The sequence below is a fragment of the Paenibacillus sp. BSR1-1 genome, from assembly GCF_030403775.1.
GTDB lineage: Bacteria > Bacillota > Bacilli > Bacillales > Cytobacillaceae > Neobacillus.
In genome coordinates, this window is sequence record NZ_JAQMWQ010000013.1 from 1 (window position 1) to 23,107 (window position 23,107).

Genomic DNA, 23,107 nt, shown 5'->3' on the forward strand with positions numbered 1-23,107 from the left:
GGAAAACTCACCATTTCTGGTCCTGGGTACCTTTAGCTTTAGTTTGCCAATACCTAAGATCAATTCACGTTCATAGTAGCCGTTTCGGTAGTCCCGGCGATCTGGAGAACGTTCATAAGCAGCGGCCTGTAAATAATCGTCCCTCTCTTTTTCCATGACTTCATTAAGAACTAAGACAATCGCTGATTTAATCACCATATCCAGGTTAGAATTGATGACGGATTCTTTTAAAAGGTCTAAATCTAGGTTAAACTGTAAGTGAGTCATTTTAATCCTCTTTTCATTGTTTATCGTCGCTGAAAACAGTGTTGCCAAGAGTGAATAAAATGACTCTTTGTTTTTACACAATTATATGGACTTTATCAGGTTTTTCCAATCGACTCCCAATTCCCGTTGCCGTAATTGTCAAAGAAATTTAATTCAGTTACGGTCCATTGACCGCTTTCTTCTCTTGACCCAATCGTAAAGGTTCCAACCCATTTATCCAATTCGGCATTGTGGGTCAAATCAACGATTCTGCCCTCGCCGCTTGGGCTGGTTAAATAAGCATAAGCTTCTCTTACCCCGGATTGTTCATCATGAAGGGAGGCCGTAATCGTTAAATCTTCGCCAAAGTTGACTTCAGCTGCCGATAATTCAATATTCTCAAACGTCGGAGCAGTTCCATCATAATCCGGATTTTCAATTGTTACAGTCTGCTGCGGGTAGCTCCAATCATTATTTCCGACTGTGTCCTCGAAAAATACAGAAAGTTCATAGCTTCCATTCGAATCGGTTTTATCAACCGTATAGGTTCCAACCCAGTATCCAGAAGTATGGTCATACGTTAAGTCGATTTGCTGACCGTGCTCGAATTCCGTGTTATATATATCAACAAAGACTTGAGCCACTTCTGATTGTGTATCGCTCACTTTTGCTTTGAACGTTAACGTTTCTCCCACTTTTGCCGATTCAGGGCTTACTTCAAACGATTCGAGCGTTGGTGCGGTAAAATCAGCATCTGGATTATCAATGGTAATTTCGCCATGATTATTCCATGTTCCATTGCCTGCCATATCACTCACACGATCCTCGACAGTCCAAGTGCCTGGCTCATCATTTGACTGAACTTTATAGGTGCCAACCCATTTACCAAGAGCGTCATCATAATTTAAAGAAAGCCAGCGGAATTGTCCGGATGGGCTATTCAGATAAACCTCAACTTCGCCAACTCCTGACTGATCATCAGTAATAGACGCAGTAAAGGTGATTTCTTCATTTGGTTTTGCTGTCAATGTGGAAATTTGAAAGTCCTCGACCACTGGCGGTGTATAATCGCCGTCATTGTGAACCTCTAACGTCTGTTCTAGTGTTTTTTCTCCATAGTTCCCAATCTTATCACTTGCCTGAATTTGTATTTCGTACGTGCCAGGCTTAAGGTAACCTGGAATACTAATCGTTGTTTCCCAAAGCCCAGTCGATGGGTTTTTGACAAGATCATAACTGTAGCACTCATCGTTACTGCACAATAATGTGTAGGCGTAGTCCACACCAGACTTATCATCTGAAATGTCTGCCTTCACCGTTAGTTCGTCACCAGGATTAACCACCTGTTGGTTTACGGTCACATCGCCAATGACCGGCCCCTTGTAGTCACCATTTTCATTGGTTACCTGGAACGTAGAGGAATCGTACGAATAATTTCCAGCCTTATCAATCACGTTTACATCTAGTGTCCAATCACCTGGATAGGCATTGGCACCAATCGTAGACGATCCTTTCCATTCGTCGGCCGTGCTGTTATATGTAAAAATCACTTCACCTTCATAGTAACCATCCGGGTTGAACAAATTTCCCTTTACCGATTGGATTCCCAGATTATCGGTAACCTTTGCCGTTACATTAACCTGCTCTCCTGCCTGAACCGGCTGCGGGTCAATCGTTACTTTTTCAATGACTGCAGGATCAAAATCTCCATTTGGGTTCGTGACATTGATTGATTCATTTGTATCTCCGTATGAATAATTCCCTGCCTTATCATACATATCAAAATAAAGATACCATGTCCCCTCATGGTCATAGTCCGCGATTTTATAGGTACCGCTCCAATTCCCTGTCTCGTTGTTATAAGTCAGGTCTACCGTTTTATCGGAATTGCCATAAAAGATGGCTTGTACCGAACCTACACCTGATTCGTCATCTGTTACTTTTGCGGTAATCGTAACAGTATCGCCAACCGCTGCCTCTTTTGGTGTAATTGTTGCGGATTCCAGCACAGGACCGTTATAGTCCTCTGTATATTCTAAGGAATTTGCGGTTTCCTCAGAATTCACTAGTTTGCTAGTGTTAGCTTGTAAATTTATGCCTGTACTGCTTTGTGAACTAGTATTCGCCAATCCTGCCCCAGGCAAGGAAATCAATAGGCTCATTACTAGTAAAAAAACCTTTCTAAACAAACCATTTTCCCCCAATTCTTTTTATCTATTAACCAATTAACAATTATACCCCTATCATACAATTAATTCCATAATATTAGGAAAAAAATAATAGGGAAATATTGCTATTCCCCTATGATAATTTTGCTAATTCAGTTTTTAGTTTTTTATAACGTTCCATTTTTTTGGCTTGATAGTCTGCGGTAAATTCCTGACCTGCGTCTTTGTTGGCCGTATCTTTTTCTAAGGATTTATAGTAAAAATCGAATTGTGATTTCGTCTTTTGCTCATAATTTTCTAAGATTGCCTCATACTTAGGCTTAAATTGAGTTAAATCTTCCTTTCGTTCCTTTTTGGCCTTATACTCCGTTTTGGCCTGCTCAATTAAGGAGTCCACTCGTTTGTCAGCTGTATTATTGATTTGTTCGAAGTCCATTCGATATTTTTCTAATTGCTTGTCCTTGTTTTCTTTTGTTGCTGTGTTTTCAGTGGTTTTTCCAGTGGTTTTTCCTTTGGCGGTTCCTGTCTGAAAGGTGCTGGTCGCTGCTTTTTCTATTTGTTTTGTTTGGGTGGTGTTGGCCTTGCTCTCTTGATTTACTGATGTTTGTTTTTGGCCAGCGGATGTTTTTTCATTTTGATTATTTATTAGAAAAATAGATATAAAGATAACTCCCAAAATACCTATCCCAAAAATCAGTCCCTTTTTCATTTCCTTTTTCCTCCTAAAAAATATAGTCATTTATATAATTAATATAAATTGATGGAAATAACAAGGGAAAAAGGTAGATTTCATTTAGAAATCTACCTTTTTTTTGGGGATTGCTGGTTCCACTGGCTGAGGTGGACGACACCCAGTTCAGGCTGCGAGTCTCCTTCTAGTACAGCCAAATATTCAAGCGAGTTCCCATCCGGATCCTCGAAGTAGTAACACGCGGCCGGCATCCAGGCATGGACAACCGGTTCCGATGCATCTAATCCAAACGCAGGCCGAAGCTTGATTCCTTTGCTTTCAAGGTATTGCGGCAGTTCATGTAATTGTTCTAAGGATAGTGCGAAAGCGAAGTGCTTTTTGAAAAATTGGTCCTCCGAGACTTCCCAAACTCCGAGCATTTGCTCTTTTGTACCAGGTTCACCAAGCCAGAAAAAGGCGGCCCTTCTTTCGTTAAGCACATAGGCAAGATCCAGGTCGAGTGTTTGATAGAATTCGATTGATTTTTCTAGGTTTTTACAGTAAACATGGGTTTCATATAGTTTCGCATTTCTCATTGAGCCTACCACCAATCTGTATTAGATGATTTCATTTTAGTGGTTTTGTTGGTTGGAGACATTGTGCTTTGGTGGGATTATTTCTCCATCAAAAGTCGCAGGTTATTCTTTTGTCGATCTGCCCTTGGCCTTGTCGCCTCTTAAGATCATACATGTACTGGTGGAATGGGCAACAAGGCTTTCTTTTTCATCATAAACATGGCATTCAAGCAGGCCGATCGAGTTCCCCTTCTTGATAACTTGTCCAACAGCACGAAGCTTTGATTTCCAAATTGGTTTCAGAAAGTTTAGTTTTATTTCCACTGTGGTAAAAGCCTCATCGTCCGCCAAAGTGCTCGCGAACGCATACCCCATCGCGGCATCCGAAAGGTCGCAGAGGATTCCGCCATGTAGTGTCCCCATTGGATTGTACAGCCGTTCCGTGGTTTCCATCTCCATGACCACTCTTCCCTCTTCCAGTCCAACTAGTTCAATCCCGAGCAGCTGCGTAATCGGTGCTCCAGGAGCATCCCCGGTTAATACCTTATTTAATTGATTATAATGCTTCATCGTTATAGCCTCCATTTACATAGTTAGAATTTTCTGTACTTTTTATAAAAATCATACCATAAACTGTCTCTTTTTTAACAACAAGAAGCGGCTGATCTATTTATTCGATAATGGCAAAAAAACTCCCTCGGTCAATTTGCCAAGGGAGTCACAGATTTATTTTAATGCGCCAGTTTTGTCAAAATAATAGGTTTTTCCAGAGATTCTTACCGAGCCTGTCATCATTCCGCCGCTCGGGTTAAAGTAGTACCATTTTGTGCCGAGCTTTAACCAGCCGGTTAACATTGCTCCGCTGGACTTGAAATAATACCAAACCGAGTTCACCTTCAGCCAGCCAGTGGCCATCGCCCCGCTGGAGTTAAGGTAATACCAGGCTGAACCGCTCTTCAGCCATCCGGTTTGCATAATGCCCGCACCATTGAAATAATACCAAGCTGTTCCGACCTTCAGCCAGCCTGTTTTTGCGATATGGGTCGTTGGATCATAGTAATACCAGTATCCATCCTTTTTCACCCAGCCGGAAAGTCTTGCTTTTACAACGAAGATTGTTGTTTCCTCACTGGTATTTCCAGCGATATCTGTTGCTGTGACATATAAAGGGCTGTCTGCCCACTGAGCTGGAATCTTGACCACAAACTTGCCATCCGCTCCGGCAATGGCGGTGTAACGATTGGAACCTCCACTCTTCACGGTTACTATTGAGCCTGGTTCAGCTTGGCCCGTAACCGTGGTATCTATGTCGGTTACTTCATTGACAATCGGTTTAGCTGGTGCGATAAGGTCAGCATTGGGATTATCAATGGTAATTTGACTAACGCCAAGTATCACGATTTCGTTACTATTGGTATCCTTTGGATGTACATCAATCCTCCAGACCCCAGGGGCATCATTGAGCTGAACACGGTAAGACCCTTCCCATTTTCCTGTAGCTTTATTAAAAATTAAGTTCACGTTACGGTTTTGGTAGGTGGTCAAGTTGAACAGATAGAGACTAACCTCCTGAACACTTGACTGTTTATCTGCCACCGTCGCAGAAAAATGAATTTCTTCGTTAAGCTTTGCTGTTTGCGGTGTTACCTGAAAATTAGTAAGTTCAGGAGCAGTATAATCTTCCTCCGGATTTACTAATTTTAAAACCTGATCAATTTTTGGATAGGTTAGGTTTCCTGCTTTATCATAAACCTGTATATCAATTTGATAGGTGCCTGCCAACATATACCGGTCAATTCGAAGGGTCGTTTCCCACAATCCAGTTGCAGGGTTTTTTGAAAAAGGTGACTGATAGCATTGTACGTCGCAAATGCGCAGCTCCGCCGTGGCCACACCGGATTTGTCATCCGTGATGTTAGCCGTAACCTTCAGTTCATCGCCAATTTTGACCTCTTGTTTGTTTATGGTGATATTGTCGACCTTGGGAGGAGTAAAATCTGCCAGCTCATTGGTCAGCTGGAAGTTTTTGTTTACGGTTGTCACGTTACTAGGTATATCTTTAGCTTGAATTTGTAATTTCCAATCGCCAGGCTTCGTATTTCCTTCAAATGTGTGGATGAAATACCACTCATCCTTGCTGCTGTCGTACGTAAGAGGCTTGCCTGTCCAGATTGAGCCGTCTGGGCTTACAAAATCTGCCTTAACCGATTTCATGCCAATATTATCGGCTGCTTTGACAGTGACCTTAAAAGGCTCGCCTGCTTTTACTGTTTGCGGCTCCATGGTAATACTGTTAACCTGTGGACCCACACGGTCTTCGTTCGGGTTAATGACTTTAATGGCTTGTGCATATTTAAACCACCAGTACTCCTTGCTAAAAAGTAAAAAGTCAAGATGCCAGTACCCTTGATGGTCATATTCCTTTATTTGATAGGTTCCGGTCCACGTTCCATCTGTACTATTGAATTTCATGTCGATGATTTTATCGGTTTCCCCGTAAAACTCTGCTTGGACTTTATCGATCACATAGGATGGCGAGTTTATTTTTGCAGTAATCGTAATGATGTCGCCAACTCTTGCCTCGCTTGGTGTAACTGTATAGCTTTCGAGCGAAGGCTCCTGTGTTGTTTCGATACTTAATTTTGGCTGTGTCTGTTGGTTTTGATTGGTTAAGCTGTTAGTGTTGGCTGACTTTATGCTCGTTTGGCTGCTCGTGTTGTCAACTCCACTTGCCAGCCCTGCCCCCGGCAGACTTAACATTAAACATATTAATAATAGGATGAACTTTTTGCCCAACCTGTTTTCCCCCTCATTCTAGTAAAATGTCATTTTTTAACAGAAATAGAACAACACTCCTAAATCCTTTTTATTTTAACAGGGTAAGCAAGTGGTTGGGAAGCAAATCTATGAATATTATTTGAATTTTGTGCAAGGTAAACAGTGTTTTAGGAAGTGGCCGTCAGGGTATTGTGACCTTCCTAAAAAGAGACCGATATATTTTAAGAGTGGCCGAACAATCGTCAGGCCCGCAAAATAAGAAGATTTCTTTTTTTAATGGAGAGGATTTTTTTAATAAAGAGAGAAATTCTTTTCATTAAGGGGGCCGAATATATGAAAAGAATTCGAGTTATTTTGATGGTGTTGGTTAGCCTAGGCGTAATCCTCTTATTTACGTTGAAGCTAACGAACCCTGCTGAGGCCGAGTTTGAGGACTGGGTCAGTGCAAAGTACGGTATTCAATGTGTGAATGGGATTTGTCAGCAAACTACTAAAGATGGTACCTTTCCTTTAATTCCCACGATGAATAAGTTAGCCGCCAATCCTTTCTTTATTTATATTGAAAAAAGATACAGTGCTGGAGATTCGGGTATTGTCACAGTGAAAAGTATGGGGATGTTTGGTACATTTTTTACCTTGCAGTATTTGAGTCATTATTAATGGGCGCCAATGACTTTTGATGGTTATTTGCTGATTGAGCTGCGTTATCCGCTGATTGGCATTCGCTATCCGCTGATTGACACCACTTATCGGCTGATTGTGCTCACTATCCGCTGATTGGCTCCCTTTATCCGCTGATTGAAGACCGCTATCCGCTAATTGCCACCCTCTATCCCCCACTACAAACGAAAAACCCCCTCAGCCATCCGGCCAAGGGAGCCCTCTTATCCTCTTAAAGTCCCATTACTATTGAAGAAATACCATTTTCCTGAGATTTTTACCCTGCCGGTTACCATGGCGCCGCTCGTGTTGAGGTAATACCAATACTTGCCGTCCTTCAGCCAGCCCGTTGCCATTGCACCGCTTGATTTGAAGTAGTACCAGTACTTGCCGTCCTTCAACCAGCCGGTAGCCATTACACCGCTTGGCTTGAGGTAGTACCAGGCACCGCCGTCCTTCAGCCAGCCCGTTGCCATTGCGCCGCTCGTGTTGAGGTAATACCAATTGGCGCCATCCTTTATCCAGCCGGTTTGCATAACACCATCGGGATTGGAATAATACCAAGTGCCTCCGACCTTATACCAGCCCTTTTTCAGCTTAAAGCTGGCGGGATCGTAATAGTACCATTTGCCATCCCGGAACACCCAGCCAGCAAGGTTTTCCTCTGTCCCTGAGACGACAATCGTTGCGGCTTCGCTCACGTTTCCAACCTTATCAATAGCGACAATGGTTAATACGGTGCCTGACACCTGCGTCGGAATCGTGACCGAAAACTTGCCGTCTGTACCGGTTTCCGCTGAACCGATTACTTTGCCCCCGCCCTTTACTTCTACCCTGGAACCTGCTTCTGCCGTACCTGTGACCGCTTGATCCTTATCCGTCACGGCATTCACGACCGGCTTCGCAGGCGCATCCACATCTTTTACCACCACCACCGTAGCATCACTAACATTACCAGCCTGATCGGCGGCCGTGACGCTCAGTTCGGTGCCTGACACCTGAAGTGTAATCGGAACCGAAAATTCACCATTTTCACCAGCTGTTGCAAAACCTAAAACAGACCCGCCAGCCTTTACTTCTACCTTCGCACCGGCCTCCGCCGTACCTGTGACTGTCTGATCCTTATCCGTTACTTCCTTCACTTTTGGTTTCGCAGGCGGGGTTGTGTCCGATTCAATTGTGAACGACCCATCAGCAAAAACGGTTGCGCTGTTACCCGCTTTATCTTTTATAAAAATAGAATCTATTTTCCAGACACCTGGCAACGTATCCTTCGTGGCCTGATACCATCCCACCCACTCACGTGCCGATTCGTCATAAGTGAGACTCACTGTATCCTTTGCATTGTGCTCCTGATTTGATAATCGCACGTCTACCGCTTCCACACCTGATTTATCATCGAGTGCTGTCACTACAATTTTGGCCTTTTGGCCGGTTTTGACGTTTGATGGGCCGATTGCCACGGTTTCAAATGTCGGAGCCTTCGTGTCTGCATCCGGGTTCGTAACGGTGAAGGTTTTCCCATCCTGCCAATCCCAAGTGCGGTTGCCGGCCTTGTCGGATACATCCAGCGCCCTTAAGGTCCATTCACCAGGCTCATCCGCAAGGCTAATGTTATACGTACCGACCCATTTTTGTGACTGCTCATTGTATGTAAGGTCAACAGAACGCATTATGCCGCTCGGACTTGCAAAAGAAGCTGCTGCTGAACTTACCCCTGATTGATCATCGTGCAATGCTGCAGAAATACCTATTTCCTGTCCAAGACTAACTTGGGTTGCGGAAAGCTCGACACTATCGACCACTGGAGCGGTCGTGTCAGCATTTGCATTCGTAATCGTAATGCCGCTTGGATCGCTAAACCAAGTGTTGTTGCCGGCGGCATCGCTGGCATTCACTTCCACCGTCCAAGCCCCACTTTCATCATTATCTTGTACCTGATAAGAGCCGGCCCATTTTCCCGCTGCCGCGTCAAACTTTAAAGGAACTTCACGGAAATCCCTGGAGTCACTTGTCAGGTAAACGGTTGCTGCCGTTACGCCTGTTTCATCGGCCGTACTTGCCGTAAAGTTAATGGTCTCCTTTGGTTTTGCGGTTTTTGGAGAGACTTGCAAATCTTTTACTACAGGCGGTGTAGCATCTACGGTGGGATTCAAAATGGTCACTTTGCCCTGTTCCTGCTGCATAAAGTTGCCGGCAGTATCCCATGATGAAACCTCTACCGTCCACGGTCCATTTTCGTCGATAGACTGCACTTTATACGTTCCCGTCCATTTTCCGGAGGCTTGATCGACGGACAGTGAGATGTAGCGGAATTGCCCTGAACTGCTGTAAAGATGGATATCCACTCCCTCCACCTCTGAATCGTCTGTTACCACAGCCGTAAATTGAACGGTCGCATCGGGCTTTGCTGTGGACGTTGAAGTTTGAAAATTTTGCACAACTGGCGCGCTCGTATCATTGGTTTTCGCTACTGCTTGAGTTTTTACTTGATTACTAGTGGATTTCGAAATAGTTTTTGAGCTTGTAACTGCCGCCAGCCCCGCTCCTGGCAGCACCAGCAAAAGGCTTAGCACGAATAGAAAAATCTTTCTCCCCAAACCAACTATCGCCTCCTTAATTGTTATACATTGAAAAATATATTGCTGATTTGGACGTAAGATTCCATTCCATAGTAAAAAAATAATAGGCTTATAGACCCAGCGTTTTTTTGTATGTTCTTTTTAGTTCTCAAAATACGCTTTTCGAGCGCCCCCCTCCTCTAACCGCAAATTTTTGGGTATAATAAAGGAATATGGATTTTTTTAAACAAACGTATTTATTTTTCAAATAAAGGGGGTCGCGGCCTTGGAGTCGACACCTGAAAATAACATAATGGATGACTTTACAGAGGAAATCCGGGAATTGCTGAGTCCAAATTCTGTCGAGGATGCGCGGCTCGTCCAAAAAGGATTAATGCTGTACCGGCAAGGACTTGTTACCCAATTACATAAAGAAAAAGATGAGGTTACAGCTGTTGTGCAGGATGTGACGCCGGTAAAGGTGCTGCTCGACCTCAGTTTTTATACGTTGAGCGAATGTTCATGTCCGTATGAGGGATGGTGCCGCCACAAGATGGCAGTATTCTTTGCGGCTTATGCAAAGGTGGGCAGCGTTTCGGACTGGGTGACGGCATGGCGCGAACCGATGCAGGAGAAGAAGGAGCTCACGAACTGGGGCATGCAGACAGCGAAGGATTTAATCAAGGCGAACGGGGTGCTGAAGCCGGATTACAGCCGCTGGGTCCATTCCTTTGAGGTCAGTTTTGATACCCTGCTTGCTACGGAAAAATACACGAGTCCGTACGTCATTCCCGAGTTGTTCGATATCTTTTCAAGGCGTATCCAAGCAAGTGCACCTGTTGAACAGGAATGGCGCATGCTCTATGACTTGATCGGGATTGTGGTTTCCTTCCGCAAGCTCGCCGTCCTGACGGAGGAGCTGGGGCACGGTGAGGAAATGGTTAAGCGCGTCTATCTACATCTCTTCCATAATTTAATGGATGATGCCGAGGAGTTAGTCGGCAAATTTGGGGTGCAATCATTACCTTTTGCCTTTGACGAGTTTATCGAGAAACTGAAGGACGATGCGTTCGAGCTGCTGACCTGTGCTTCGGTGCTGGAATATGAGCGGATATACTTGTACCGCCTTCTGTGGGCCTCGCTTTTTAAAAAGAAACCATGGCGGGAAGCCGAACTTGAGAAGATCCAAGCGCGCGGGAAGGAGCTTCAGGACTGGGAAAATCCTCTTCCGCTTGTGGCTGGCAGGATTCACTTGAATTTTCTGCTGCAAAACGATGAGCTGGCGTTGAAAATGCTCGGGATGATTAACGATGCCACGTTCACGCCCTATCTTGTTTATTGGATTGACTATTTGAGTCAATTGAAAGCATGGCGCCGCGTCGGGCCGTTGGTTGATTTATTTTTACAAAAAATAAAAGGCTATTTAGAGGTGTTGGGCGGGTATCGCAGCTGCACGACGTTTACAAGGACTGCGCTTCGGGCGATTGCCTCTTATTGTGCAGAAAGCGACCGGGCGGACCTGTATGAACGAGCTTTGCTGCAGACGCTCCCATATAGTTTTTCAGAATATGAGTATTTGTTGTTTGAACGCGGGCAGTACGACCGCTGGGGCGAGCTCCATGCGTTTGTCGGCATGGAATTTTATGATTTGCCGAAGGATAAGCTGAAAATTGTCGAGAAGGAGCGTCCGGAGGTGCTGCTGGCGATGCTCCACCAAACCGCCCAGCGCGAAATCGACCAGAAAAACCGGGCGAGCTATCGAATGGCCGTACGGCATCTGAAAAAACTCCGAACCATATACAAAAAGCTGAAACGCGTCGACGACTGGCAGTATTTCTTAGATACCCTGATGGAACGCACCAAGAGATTACGTGCATTTCATGAAGAATGCAAGCGGAGCAAGTTAATAGAGGTTTCAACGGAATAGTGCGTTAATGGTGTCAGGCACCACGCGTGGACACTTTCACCAATTTGTCCACGTCGGGTGGACATTATGAATGGATTGTTTTGATTCTCGAATAAACGTCTTGGATTAGCAAATAAAAAGGGTATTTTCGCAAATAAACCCCATGGATTCGCAAATAAAATTGGATTATGCGCAAATAAGATACCCAAAGTTCACCCATTTTTTATGAAATAGAATTTTAGGAATGTTTCTTGAGGATTTTTCACACAAACTTTTTTACTTTATTGAGGTTTTGTCTATTTTTTGATAGGTTTTGTCTATTTTTTCAGTAGTTTTGTCTATTTTTTTAGTGACTTTGTCTATTTTTTAAATGCTTTTGTCTATTTTTCGAGGTGTTTTGTACATTTAGACATTATTTGGAAAATCCCAACCCCCCCTCCAACTTCAAATAATCGTCAATGATGTTCTTTCCCCCTTAAAGGAGTTTACATACGATGCTTAAAACAAGGTTTATGAAATTGCTGACAACTAAATTAGGTGAGGACCGCTTTTTCCTGACGGCTCAGGATGAGCATGGCAACAATATGGACCCATCCATCTGGAAGAATCTCGTTTTCAGCAGCCATGCGGAAAGCTTCTTTGGGACACTCCTTGAGACTGAGACAGTCGACGATGCCCCCGGTGTGGCGGTCAGCGGCTGGCAGCTGGTCTCCCTTTTTGCCAAAGAGTCATTCAACCGCTTTATAGAATGGGACTGGAATGAGCAATCCGAGCTTTGCCTGGCCGCGGCTCTTTCCCTCTATGAAGGCATTTTGGAAAAAGATTGGCTCCCCGACTTCTCGGTCTGGGAGAACGGGGATTTCCGCTGGAAGCTGCCGGAACGGGTCCAGGATGAGTTTGACCCGTCTTTTTGGGAACAAGAGGTCGAACCAAATGCAACACAATCCACACGGACCTACATTTCCGACTTATACAATAGCGCCCTTGACGCCTATCTCACCAGAAATTCGGCGATGAAAGAGCTGTTCGGGCCAAAGCTCGACCTCCTGAAAAAGCAAAATATCTCTGGCCGTGAACTTTCCCGCTATTTTGATGAAGAAAGCTGGCTCGAGTGGGTGGGCATTAAGGAGAGCGACACCCCCTTCACCATCGGGCTCCGGCTCGATGAACCAATCGAAGGCGAAGGCGCCTGGACGCTGGATGTCTTTTTGCGCGGCAAGAAAAATACTGATGAAGTTTATGATATTGAAGGAGTCGCGAAAATCCCGGCGAAGTGGCGGCCATATTTAGAAAAAGTGGACCGCGAGCAGGAGCGATGGACCAAGCTGATTCCATGGCTTAGCGAGGATGGCTATTTTAAAACACACCTTACCGAAGAAGAAGCGTGGATGTTTTTAACGGAGGCAAGTGAGACGCTGCTCGCGCTTGATGTCGAGATTCTCCTCCCTTCCTGGTGGCAGGCCATGAAAAATGCCAACCTCAAGGTGAAAGCGTCGCTGAAAGGAACATCCAGCCACCGTCCTTCGTTCGTCGGACTTCAGGCCATGCTTGACTTTAATTGGCGCTTTTCAATGAACGGGGTCGATCTGTCTGAAGAAGAATTCGGTCAGCTGGTGGAGGAAAAAAGAAGGCTCGTGTATATCCGCGGCCGCTGGGTAAAGCTTGATCCGCAGTTCATCCGACAAATTCAGGATTTGATGAAACGGGCTGAAAAGGAAGGGCTGCATGTCCGCGATTTGCTTGAGCAGGAGCTGGTCGAGGCAGGCGAAACAGAAGACGACTTAGAAAATCCAAAGGCGTTTGCAAAAATTCAAATTGAGTTGAACCGTCAATGGAAGCAAATGATGAAGCAGCTGTCCGAGGTGCACGAAATACCGTTGGTAGACGTGCCTGCCGGGCTGAACGGCGAGCTCCGCCCTTACCAGCAGCTTGGCATGAGCTGGCTTTGGTTTTTACGCCAGTACGGGTTTGGCGCCACCCTCGCCGACGACATGGGTCTCGGGAAAACCGTCCAGCTCATCTCCTATTTGTTGAAGGTAAAGGATGAGGAGCCAGTGGTGCCTGACACCATTAACACTACACGGAGCAAGAAAACGAAGGACGAAGCACCCGCGAAAACGCCGACGAAGGCGGCATTGATCATCTGTCCGACCTCGGTGCTTGGAAACTGGCAGAAAGAGCTCGAGCGCTTTGCTCCGGAGATGAACGTCTACCTCCACTACGGTTCGAATCGCCTGAAAGAGGAGGGTTTTTCCGACAAAGTCAAAGATGCCGACGTCGTGCTCACTTCCTATGGCTTGAGCCACCTGGATTCCGAGGAGTTCGAGTCGCAGCTGTGGAGTTCCATTGCAATCGATGAAGCGCAGAACATCAAAAACGCGCAGACGAAACAGTCGAAGGCGGTCCGCAAGCTGCGCGGCCGTCATCACATCGCACTGACGGGGACACCGATGGAAAACCGCCTGTCCGAGTTGTGGTCGATTTTTGATTTTACCAATCATGGCTATCTTGGCAGCCTGGGGCAATTCCAAAAGCGGTTCGTGATTCCGATTGAAAAAGATGAGAAAAAGGAAAAAGTGCAGCAGCTGCAATCAATGATTCGTCCGTTCCTGCTGCGCCGCACGAAAAAGGATGAGGAGGTCGCCCTCAACCTCCCAGACAAACTCGAGCAAAAGGAGTACTGCCCGCTCACTGCCGAGCAGGCCTCATTGTACGAGCAGCTCATCCATGATACGTTTGCGGAGATTGAAAAATTGTCCGGCTTTGAGCGCAAGGGGTTAATTTTACAAATGCTCAGCCGCTTAAAGCAGCTCTGTAACCACCCTGCTCTTTATTTAAAAGAAAAATCCGCTGACCGACAGCTCCTGGACCGCTCCAATAAATTGGAAAAGCTGGTCGAATTAATTGAAGCGGTGCTCGAGCAAGGCGAAAGCTGTCTGATTTTCACGCAATACATCGAAATGGGTGAAATGATTCGAAGCACGTTGAAAAAGAACTTTGGCATCGATGTGCCGTTCCTCAATGGCAGCGTATCGAAAACGCAGCGTGACGATATGATTGAACGGTTCCAAAACGGCGAGTTCCCTGTGTTCTTGCTGTCCCTGAAGGCTGGTGGAACCGGCTTGAACTTGACGGCGGCGAATCACGTCATCCACTACGACCGCTGGTGGAATCCGGCCGTTGAGAACCAGGCCACCGACCGCGCCTACCGGATCGGCCAATCGCGGTTCGTCCACGTGCACAAACTAATCTGCACAGGAACGCTTGAGGAAAAAATCGACGCCATGCTCGAGAAGAAGCAATTTTTAAACGATCAAATTATTCAAAGTGAAAACTGGATTACCGAGCTGTCTACAGATGAACTGAAGGATCTAGTGAATTTAGGATGAAATAGGGACCCTAATCAAAAAGGGTCCCTTTCCTATTTTTTAAAAGAAAAGCTTTTAATGCCTTGAAAAACAGCCCATTTAAAATTAACTAATACTGTTCCAACAATAATCGTCAACGTCCCGAGCGCGGTCAGCCAAGAAATATATTCATCGTAGAAAATCACTCCCAGGATCACGGCAATCAAGGGTGAGATATACAGCCATGTCGAAGGAAAAACCGGATTGGTCCGTGAGACCAGCCAATAAAAAATGGTATGCCCAATCATCGAACCAAAAATCGTCAAATAAACAAGTGAGCCAATGGAAGCTGGACTTAACAGTTTTTCAGGCTGAATGTCCTGGGTAAACAAAGATAACAGGATTAATAGGATCCCGCCATGCATCATTTGCGCTGCATTCAAGGCAATCGGCGAGACCGTTTCAAATTTTTGAACGACCCGCTTTGTATAAATTGCCCCTGTTGCATAAAAGACCTCTCCAATTAAGATGGCCAGACAGCCAATCATCCAAAAGGGGTTTAATTTGATGGAAAAACTAGGAAGGATTAACAGCGTGACCCCAATTAGCCCCACCATACAGCCAATGAAGGATTGCCGGTTCTCTTTTTGTTTTAAAATCAATCCCTGAATTACTAAAATCATCATCGGACCTGTCGCCGATAAAACCGCGGCAATTCCGGATGTCACATATTGTTCTGCCCAATAAAGGGTTGCAAACGTCCCAAACGTTAAACAGACTCCGGTAAAAAACATCTCTTTCCGGAATAACAGCCAAAGCGGCGTTTTTTCTTTCCAAACCATGAAGCCAAACAGCAGCAAGCCCGCTATTAAAAAACGCAGTCCTGCTGATAAAAATGGCGGCACGCCTGCATCCACGCCAATTTTAATCCCCAGAAACGTCGTTCCAAAAATCAAACACATCAAAATATAATTCATTATAATCATTCCTATAACTCCTCCTTTTTTTCTATCATAAAAGAAGGGCAATAGAACAGATGGAATCAAATAGAACAGATTGACCGGAATCGTGGTACAATCGCATTACAGAGGAGGGGTAGATGTGAAGCCGCTTTTTCAAGAAGTTTATGATTATGTAATGAACCGAATCGAACGCGGAGAATGGAAAGAACATGACAAACTGCCCTCCGTCCGAAAATTAGCATCTGAAATGGATATTCACCGATTAACGGTCCTAAAGGCATACCAATTACTGAAACAAAACGGCAAAGTATATGTAAAAGATAAGGCCGGCTATTTCGTCGAGCAGGGTGGGGCGGAAAACCTGGAACATTTCGATAACCCTATCGTTTCCGCCTATGTCCAAAAAAATCATTTATCGGAAATCCATCAATCACCGGTTTCCTATCAATTTTCTCAGGCGTTGCTTGATCCCAATCTTTTGCCGAATCATTTCCTTTCCGATTATGTGAAGAATGTGTTTGACCTTTATCCAAAGGTCCTTGCCACCTATTCGACTGTGCAGGGGGATACAGAGCTTCGCGAGGTCCTTAGTCAATATTTCATCAGCCGCTATAAAACCCAGCTAGTTGCCGATCATCTGTTAATCACTTCCGGCTCCCAGCAAGCGATTCATTTAGTTGCACAAGCTTTGATCAAGCCGGGGGACGTTGTACTGTTCGAACGTCCGAGTTATAGTGCGGCAATTGACCTTTTTCGAGCATATGGAGCAAAAATTGAAGCGGTGGAGATCCATCCGGATGGGTACGATTTAGCGGAGGTTGAATTAATTTTTAAAAATAATAAACCTCGCATGTTTTATCTCAACCCAACGGTCCATAACCCAACGGGCTATACGGTTCCCGCCTGGCAGCGCAAAAAGCTGGTTGAATTGGCGGAACAATATCGCTGTCTTTTAATTGAGGACGACGCCTATCATGACATCTATTTCGACCAGGCCCCGCCGCCGCCCATTTACACATTTGATACGGCTGGGACCGTCATTTACATCCGAAGCTTTTGTAAGTATATTTCACCAGGTTTGCGAATTGCCGCGGTTATTTGCCAATCATCGTTAATGAAATCACTTATCACGGTAAAATCATTATCAGATAATGGCTCGCCGCTTCTCAATCAAAAAATATTCCTCCATTATTTTTCATCCGTAAGAATGCAGCAGCACTTGGAGAAACTCCGGATTGCGCTGCATATTCGAAAAGAAATTATGGAGGAAGCTTTGAAGGCAACCGATTGGCACTGGACCAGTCCTAACGGCGGCCTGAATTTATGGGTGAAGCTGCCCGATCATCTTTCTACAGAACTATTATTGACCAAAAGTATTGAGCAATCTATTTCCTTTGTGCCGGGTCAAGTTTGTGATCCATTAAAACAACCATCCTCCTGGATCCGGTTAAGTTATTCTTACGTCAATGAAAAGCAGCTGCGTGAAGGGATCGCTAAATTTGTGAAGGTGGCGCAAGCTTCGTCAATCTTCCGTCCCTAAAACATCTGTATTAGGCGGTTTATACCCCATCTGGCGCATCATCGCGACAATTTGACCTTTATGATGGTATTCGTGTGTGATGGTATGCATTAGCAATTTAGCTGGCGTGATGGTAAGTGGCTCTGGTGTTTCTCTCCAGGGGATGTTCCGATGTATCGGCTCATTCAGTTGATTTCCGAGTAATTCAAGTAACTCGTAGACATACGAATCGGCCTGTTCAAAGCGTGCCTTTATTTCATTTACACTCATTTTTGAAAAGTCTTCTTTTTGGGTTAACGGCTTTTTTGTTTGTAATAAAACAAATGAGCCAATCCATGCGTGATAGCAATCGGCCATATGTACCAATGTGTCTCTCACACTTTGAAAGCCGAATCCATTTTGGCGGGTAAAATCCTCTGGTTCCAGCTCGCCGCAAAAGTCGAGTAATATTTGCCGGGTCTGTTGGACCCAGGCATATTCGTTTTGATGCATAGGTGCACCTGCTTTCTTATTTATAAAATGCGTCTTTATTGTCGCTTGCTTACCCAACGGGTCCTGCCATTTTGAGCTGGCAGCACATTATTCTTTTACTCCCACCACTCGAATTCGCTTATAATCCGCCTGCCATTGGCCATTTTGGTATAAAACTTTTTTAAGAGCTTTTTCAACTCTGTTTATGACTTCATCTTTTGTTTCCGCTGTTAAGCCTTCGAACATACTGATTGCAAACATTTCAATCCAATTCCTTAATCCGTTCTCGCCTTCCAGCGGTGTAGGGCGGTCGAAATGCTGAGCCAGTGTTACTCGAAACCCAACCTGTTCCATAAGGGCTGCATATTCGCCGATGCTTGGATAATACCAAGGAAATTGACCGCTCCTAAAATCAATCCCAGAGATTCTTAATTGGTTGATGATTTCGTCTGTGATCGTTTGAACATTGCCCTTCCCCCCGAACTCCGCAACAAACCTTCCCCCTTGCTTTAGTGCTTGAAAGATACCTTGTAAGGCTTGCTTTGGCTCTTTTACCCAGTGAAGCGTTGCGTTGGAGAAGACAGCATCAAATTCGTTTGTAAAAGGCATGCTCACTGCATCCTGCACGTTAAAGATTATTTCTGGGTATTTTTTTTGCGCTTGTTGGACCATATTCTCCGATTTATCAATGCCAATAATATGGACTCCGATTTGATGCAGCTTGTTCGCTAAATCACCTGTACCGCAGCCTAGGTCAAGGATGCTTTCACCTTGCTCAGGTGCAAGCAGACTGACAAGATCCTCACCATATTGAGAAACAAAAGAATGCTTACTGTCATATAAACTGGCATTCCAACTATCCGTATGAACCGTTCCCGCCATTCCCCACTCCCCCTAATCCAAACAAGTATATTTCCAAACTAATATAACAGAAAATTAGGAAAATTACCCTCTTTTAGATTGGTGTCAGGCACTAATCGTGTACATTTGTCTACTATCAGGAGACACCAAACAAGTAAAAAAGGGTTCCAGCTGCGATGGCTGGAACCCTTTTTTACTTGTTTGGTTGTTTATTTCGCGGATATTTGGATGTATTCCGCGCCTTTTATTGTTTATTTCGCGCATTTTCGGCGGAATTCCGCGAACTTTCCTCTTAATTCCGCAAACTTCACCATTTATTCCGCCGCCGCTCTCACCCTTAAGAGCACCCAGTTACCTCTTTAAAAATCAAAATTATCTGGGTCTGGACCGACGCGGTGGTTTTGATTCAAGCTGTCGATCCTTTGCATGTCCTCATCTGTAAGTTCAAAGTCAAATACCTGTGAGTTTTCAATAATTCGGTGTTCCTTAACCGATTTTGGAATCGTGACGACGCCATTCTGCAGGTCCCAGCGTAAAATTACCTGTGCCGGCGATTTTCTGTATTTGCCTGCGATTTCTTCCAAAACAGCATTGTCCAGCAATCCACCCTGCATTAAAGGAGACCATGCTTCCAGCTGGATTCCGTGCTCCCGGCAAAATGCCTGGACTTCTTTTTGGGTTAAGCGCGGATGGTATTCCACCTGGTTTACCATCGGTTTGATCTCCGCCTCAGCCATCAAATCTTCAAGATGGTGAACCTGGAAATTGCTCACGCCTATCGCGCGAACCCGGCCATCCTTATACAACGTTTCCAATGCCCGCCAAGCTTCCTTGAATTTCCCCTCAACCGGCCAGTGCACCAAGTACAAGTCTAAATACTCTAAACCAAGCTTTTCAAGGCTTCTTTCATATGCTGCAATGGTAGACTCATAGCCAAGATCAGCATTCCAAACCTTGGAGGTGACGAATAAGTCTTCACGGGAAAGCCCCGCTTCCGCCAGCCCCTCACGGATTCCTTCTCCAACGCCCGCTTCGTTTTCATAAATTGCTGCTGTATCAATGCTGCGATAACCATGTTTAATTGCAGACTTCACTGCATTCACCAGCACAGGGCCCTCCTCCACTTTAAATACTCCTAATCCAAACCATGGCATGTTTACTCCGTTATTTAATGTTGTTGTTGTTTGTAAGTTCATTTAACAAACCTCCTCTAATTTTGAAAAACTATGATCACGCCGCTCCAGCGAACGGCTCCAACCTGTTAAGATAACTGCCCCAAAAACCATCAAAGCGCCGATCCATGTAGTATGGATAAGGCCGATAGAATCTGTGATTGCTCCTCCCAAATAGGAGCCAATCGCGATACCTGCATTAAAGGCGGCAATGTTCAGAGCAGACGCCACATCCACAGCACTCGGCACGAAACATTCCGCTAATATCACCACATAAACTTGCAGACCTGGGACATTCATAAAAGCAAGCAATCCCATCAAAATAATCGTGATTAAGCCAGCAATTTTAAATGGGACTGTAAACATCAAGACAAAAAGCACGACAGCTTGGACGATAAACATATAGAATAAGGCGCCGATTGGATTGCGGTTCGACAGCTTCCCGCCGACCATGTTGCCAATCGCAATGGCCACACCGTATACAAGTAAAATAACGGCAACGGTTCCTTCTTTAAAACCAGTTATATCTTGCAGTAATGGTGATAAATAGGTGAAGACAACGAATGTCCCGCCATACCCCAGCGCCGTGATGCTGAAAAGCAGTAAAAGCCGGCCATTGGTCAGGGGCTTGAATTGATCGCGAAGGCTGGTCTGAGTTCCTTTTTTCAAAAAAGAAGGAACGAGAGCGAGGTTCGCGAAGAAGCCGATGATGCCAACTGCCACTATCAAGACAAAGGCAAACCTCCAGCCGAATTGCTGTCCGATGAAGGTTCCGAACGGTACGCCGGTCACGGTGGCGACGGTTAAGCCGGAGAACATGATCGAAATGGCGCTCGCACGTCGGTTGGCCGGAACGAGATCAGCAGCAATGGTTGAGCCGATGGACATAAAGACGCCGTGCGACAGAGCTGAAATCACGCGTGCAGCCAGCAAAACGCTGATGGTGGTAGCACTGGCGGCGATGCTGTTGCCGATGATGAAAATAATCATGATCCACAGCAGCAAGGTTTTCCGTGACATGCGCGATGTCAAGGATGTTAAGACTGGAGCGCCGAATGTGACCCCCAGGGCGTATAAGGAAACCGTCAGTCCTGCGGTGGTGACGGATATGTGTAAATCTTTGGAAATCAGCGGCAGCAGGCCTACGCTGATAAATTCGGTGGTTCCGATGGCAAAGGCACTCACGGCTAAGGCCAGCAGCGCGAGTGTGCTTTGTCTTTTATTTAAAGGCATAATGTTTCCTCCTCTAGTTTGTTTTTTAACTTACAAATGTTATTATGGGATATGGGCAAGTAATTAGGAAGTACGCACTTTAAAGTGCTATAGATACCTAAAAGTAATATAGGTACTTTTTGGTGCCTATCAGTGAGGAGGATGGTCTAATTATGGAAAAAAAGAAGTACAATATATCGGTTGAGGCGACGCTTGAGGTGATCGGGGGCAAATGGAAGTGTGTGATTCTTTGTCATTTAACGCACGGAAAAAAGCGGACCAGTGATTTGAAGCGGCTGATGCCAAGCATTACACAAAAAATGCTGACCCAGCAATTGCGGGAGCTGGAAGAGGACGGCGTAATCAATCGGATTGTTTATAATCAGGTGCCGCCAAAGGTGGAATACGAGTTGAGCGAGTACGGCCGGAGCCTGGAAGGGATTCTGAATTCCCTGTGCGACTGGGGCGAAAAACACATCACAAAAATTTATGGCGATAAGTTCGCCGTTTTAGAAGATAACATTTTGAACGATAAACTTAAATAGATGGTGTCAGGCACCATCCCAGTATTAATTTATAGCCCCCACTCTAGTAGAGGGGGTTATTCTTTTCCGCCGTAAGTAAAAGCCCCATATGATGCTTCTTCAAAACTAAGCTTAAACTAATTTTCCCTTGTGTTAATAATACATTTTCTATTACTAGTAATTTCGCCTTTACCTTTTAGAAGATTATAGAATTAACTATAGTAATAGCTTAACTAATTATTCTATTTGATGATGTGAGTTTAATAGATTAACCCATTCCAAAGGTTTAAACCACAACAATATCTTGGGGGGGAAACTCCTCTTTTTACAGGAATAGTTAGTACGCAGCTATTCCTATTCCTATGACACGAAAGGAGGGAAGAAATGTATTTTAACCATCGAGAAATACTAAAAATGATATCCGTTCAAAATGTGGAAAATGCAGATGTGGAAGTAGTGAATCACTCACCATTAGAGATGATGGGTAAAGGACGGCAAGGAGCTGTTTTTAAATTATCAGACGACATATGTGTAAAGATATTTGGGAATCCAGAAGATTGCCAACGGGAAAATTATGCTTATTCACTTGGAAAACATACCAACCTTTTTCCACGTATATACGAGGCTGGGGAACTTTATATCGTGATGGAAATTGTCAAAGGGGTTGATTTGCGTGAATACCTGCAATCTCAGCCACTTACAATCGAACTTTCCTATAAGTTGATTGAGATGTTAATCACTTTTAAAAGAATTGGCTTTGAAAGGATCGACCATCATAAACGGCAAATTTACCTTCAGCCGGATGGCAATCTTAAAGTAATTGATGTAGCGAGGACAGTTTGGCGGGATCGCGTCTATCCATATCCCCGTAAATTACTGACTTCACTTGGTGAAGAAAACAAAGAATTATTCTTATCACATGTAAAACAACTAGCTCCTGATCTGTTTGAGGAATGGATGTATTACATTCGTATGGATGAGATATCTCGTAATATTTACCAAGTATTACTTGCCAATCCAAAAGAAAAGGATACCGTAAAAATTTTGAGTAAAAAGTATTTAACAACAAAAGATGAGAGCAAAAAAGCTGCTCAACTAGAAAGCTTAGCCCACAAGGTTTTTAAAGAAGAATGGGTCAAAATGATGGTCCTAAAAGGGTACGATATGGACAAAATCATGGACGAAATCGATAGATATTGGGCTAAACAAGAAGAACAATTTAAATATAAAATGGAGCCAAGCCGTGATAGGAGCAAAAATCGGGATAAAGATAGAAAACGCGATAATGATAGTAGTAGTGGAAGCAACGATAAACGGCGGGATAAAGAAAAAAGACGAAGCAAGGAGAAAAGCCGTGATAAAGGAAAGAGTCATGGAAAAAAAAGGCGTTAGCCTACCCTCACAGCCAACTGCTGAAATTGGACCAAATCCATACTCCAAGCTGAGGAGGAGCTACTTTGTTAGCAATGGAGACA

The 23,107-nt window shown here is 44.6% G+C and carries 18 protein-coding genes; 6 read left to right on the forward strand and 12 right to left on the reverse strand.

Going from position 1 to position 23,107, the window contains the following annotated elements:
• The 6 genes from PH210_RS17480 to PH210_RS17505 form a co-directional block, all read right to left on the reverse strand.
• The coding region (locus PH210_RS17480) for a transposase (protein ID WP_289987328.1) at positions 1–267 on the reverse strand (267 nt) is incomplete at its 3' end.
• 95 nt (positions 268–362) lie between these two features.
• Entirely contained in the window at positions 363–2,435 is a 2,073-nt protein-coding gene (locus PH210_RS17485) for an Ig-like domain repeat protein (RefSeq protein WP_289987330.1), read from the reverse strand.
• Between the two features lie 112 nt (positions 2,436–2,547).
• On the reverse strand, positions 2,548–3,123 hold the full coding sequence (locus tag PH210_RS17490; RefSeq protein ID WP_289987331.1) for a hypothetical protein: 576 nt from the start codon (positions 3,121–3,123) through the stop codon (positions 2,548–2,550).
• Between the two features lie 92 nt (positions 3,124–3,215).
• Positions 3,216–3,680, reverse strand: coding sequence for a VOC family protein (locus tag PH210_RS17495; RefSeq protein WP_289987333.1), 465 nt, complete (start codon positions 3,678–3,680; stop codon positions 3,216–3,218).
• 102 nt (positions 3,681–3,782) lie between these two features.
• Complete coding sequence (locus PH210_RS17500; RefSeq protein WP_289987335.1) at positions 3,783–4,229, reverse strand: PaaI family thioesterase; 447 nt, start codon at positions 4,227–4,229, stop codon at positions 3,783–3,785.
• A 156-nt stretch (positions 4,230–4,385) separates the two neighbouring features.
• Positions 4,386–6,455 (reverse strand): Ig-like domain-containing protein, encoded by a 2,070-nt coding sequence (locus PH210_RS17505; protein WP_289987336.1) that lies wholly within the window; start codon positions 6,453–6,455, stop codon positions 4,386–4,388.
• Positions 6,456–6,770: 315 nt separating this feature from the next.
• Here PH210_RS17505 and PH210_RS17510 point away from each other — a divergent pair, with 315 nt between their 5' ends.
• Positions 6,771–7,097: a hypothetical protein gene (locus tag PH210_RS17510; protein WP_289987337.1), complete on the forward strand. Its 327-nt coding sequence runs from the start codon at positions 6,771–6,773 to the stop codon at positions 7,095–7,097.
• 224 nt (positions 7,098–7,321) lie between these two features.
• Here the strand turns inward: PH210_RS17510 and PH210_RS17515 are convergent, their stop codons facing one another.
• A complete protein-coding gene (locus tag PH210_RS17515; RefSeq protein WP_289987338.1) occupies positions 7,322–9,697 on the reverse strand; it encodes an Ig-like domain-containing protein in 2,376 nt (791 codons plus the stop codon).
• Between the two features lie 247 nt (positions 9,698–9,944).
• Here PH210_RS17515 and PH210_RS17520 point away from each other — a divergent pair, with 247 nt between their 5' ends.
• Both PH210_RS17520 and PH210_RS17525 read left to right on the forward strand, forming a co-directional pair.
• Complete coding sequence (locus PH210_RS17520; RefSeq protein WP_289987340.1) at positions 9,945–11,585, forward strand: SWIM zinc finger family protein; 1,641 nt, start codon at positions 9,945–9,947, stop codon at positions 11,583–11,585.
• 473 nt (positions 11,586–12,058) lie between these two features.
• Positions 12,059–14,953: a DEAD/DEAH box helicase gene (locus tag PH210_RS17525; protein ID WP_289987341.1), complete on the forward strand. Its 2,895-nt coding sequence runs from the start codon at positions 12,059–12,061 to the stop codon at positions 14,951–14,953.
• 32 nt (positions 14,954–14,985) lie between these two features.
• On the opposite strand, the gene PH210_RS17530 is transcribed toward PH210_RS17525, so the two are convergent.
• Positions 14,986–15,897: a DMT family transporter gene (locus PH210_RS17530; RefSeq protein ID WP_289987343.1), complete on the reverse strand. Its 912-nt coding sequence runs from the start codon at positions 15,895–15,897 to the stop codon at positions 14,986–14,988.
• 115 nt (positions 15,898–16,012) lie between these two features.
• On the opposite strand from PH210_RS17530, the gene PH210_RS17535 reads away from it, so the two are divergent.
• Positions 16,013–17,413, forward strand: a complete 1,401-nt coding sequence (locus PH210_RS17535; RefSeq protein WP_289987344.1) for an aminotransferase-like domain-containing protein — start codon at positions 16,013–16,015, stop codon at positions 17,411–17,413.
• On the opposite strand, the gene PH210_RS17540 is transcribed toward PH210_RS17535, so the two are convergent.
• From PH210_RS17540 to PH210_RS17555, 4 genes are all read right to left on the reverse strand, one after another.
• Positions 17,396–17,884, reverse strand: a complete 489-nt coding sequence (locus tag PH210_RS17540; protein ID WP_289987346.1) for a DinB family protein — start codon at positions 17,882–17,884, stop codon at positions 17,396–17,398. The genes PH210_RS17535 and PH210_RS17540 overlap by 18 nt on opposite strands.
• Before the next feature lie 87 nt (positions 17,885–17,971).
• Positions 17,972–18,745 carry a class I SAM-dependent methyltransferase gene (locus PH210_RS17545; RefSeq protein WP_289987347.1) on the reverse strand — a complete coding sequence of 258 codons (774 nt, stop codon included), beginning with the start codon at positions 18,743–18,745 and terminating at the stop codon, positions 17,972–17,974.
• Between the two features lie 338 nt (positions 18,746–19,083).
• Entirely contained in the window at positions 19,084–19,920 is an 837-nt protein-coding gene (locus PH210_RS17550) for an aldo/keto reductase (RefSeq protein ID WP_289987348.1), read from the reverse strand.
• Positions 19,921–21,129: an MFS transporter gene (locus PH210_RS17555; RefSeq protein WP_289987350.1), complete on the reverse strand. Its 1,209-nt coding sequence runs from the start codon at positions 21,127–21,129 to the stop codon at positions 19,921–19,923.
• Between the two features lie 152 nt (positions 21,130–21,281).
• Between PH210_RS17555 and PH210_RS17560 the strand changes: the two genes are divergently transcribed.
• Positions 21,282–21,653 carry a winged helix-turn-helix transcriptional regulator gene (locus tag PH210_RS17560; protein WP_289987352.1) on the forward strand — a complete coding sequence of 124 codons (372 nt, stop codon included), beginning with the start codon at positions 21,282–21,284 and terminating at the stop codon, positions 21,651–21,653.
• A 363-nt stretch (positions 21,654–22,016) separates the two neighbouring features.
• Positions 22,017–23,024, forward strand: a complete 1,008-nt coding sequence (locus PH210_RS17565; protein WP_289987354.1) for a serine/threonine-protein kinase — start codon at positions 22,017–22,019, stop codon at positions 23,022–23,024.
• Positions 23,025–23,107 lie beyond the last annotated feature (83 nt).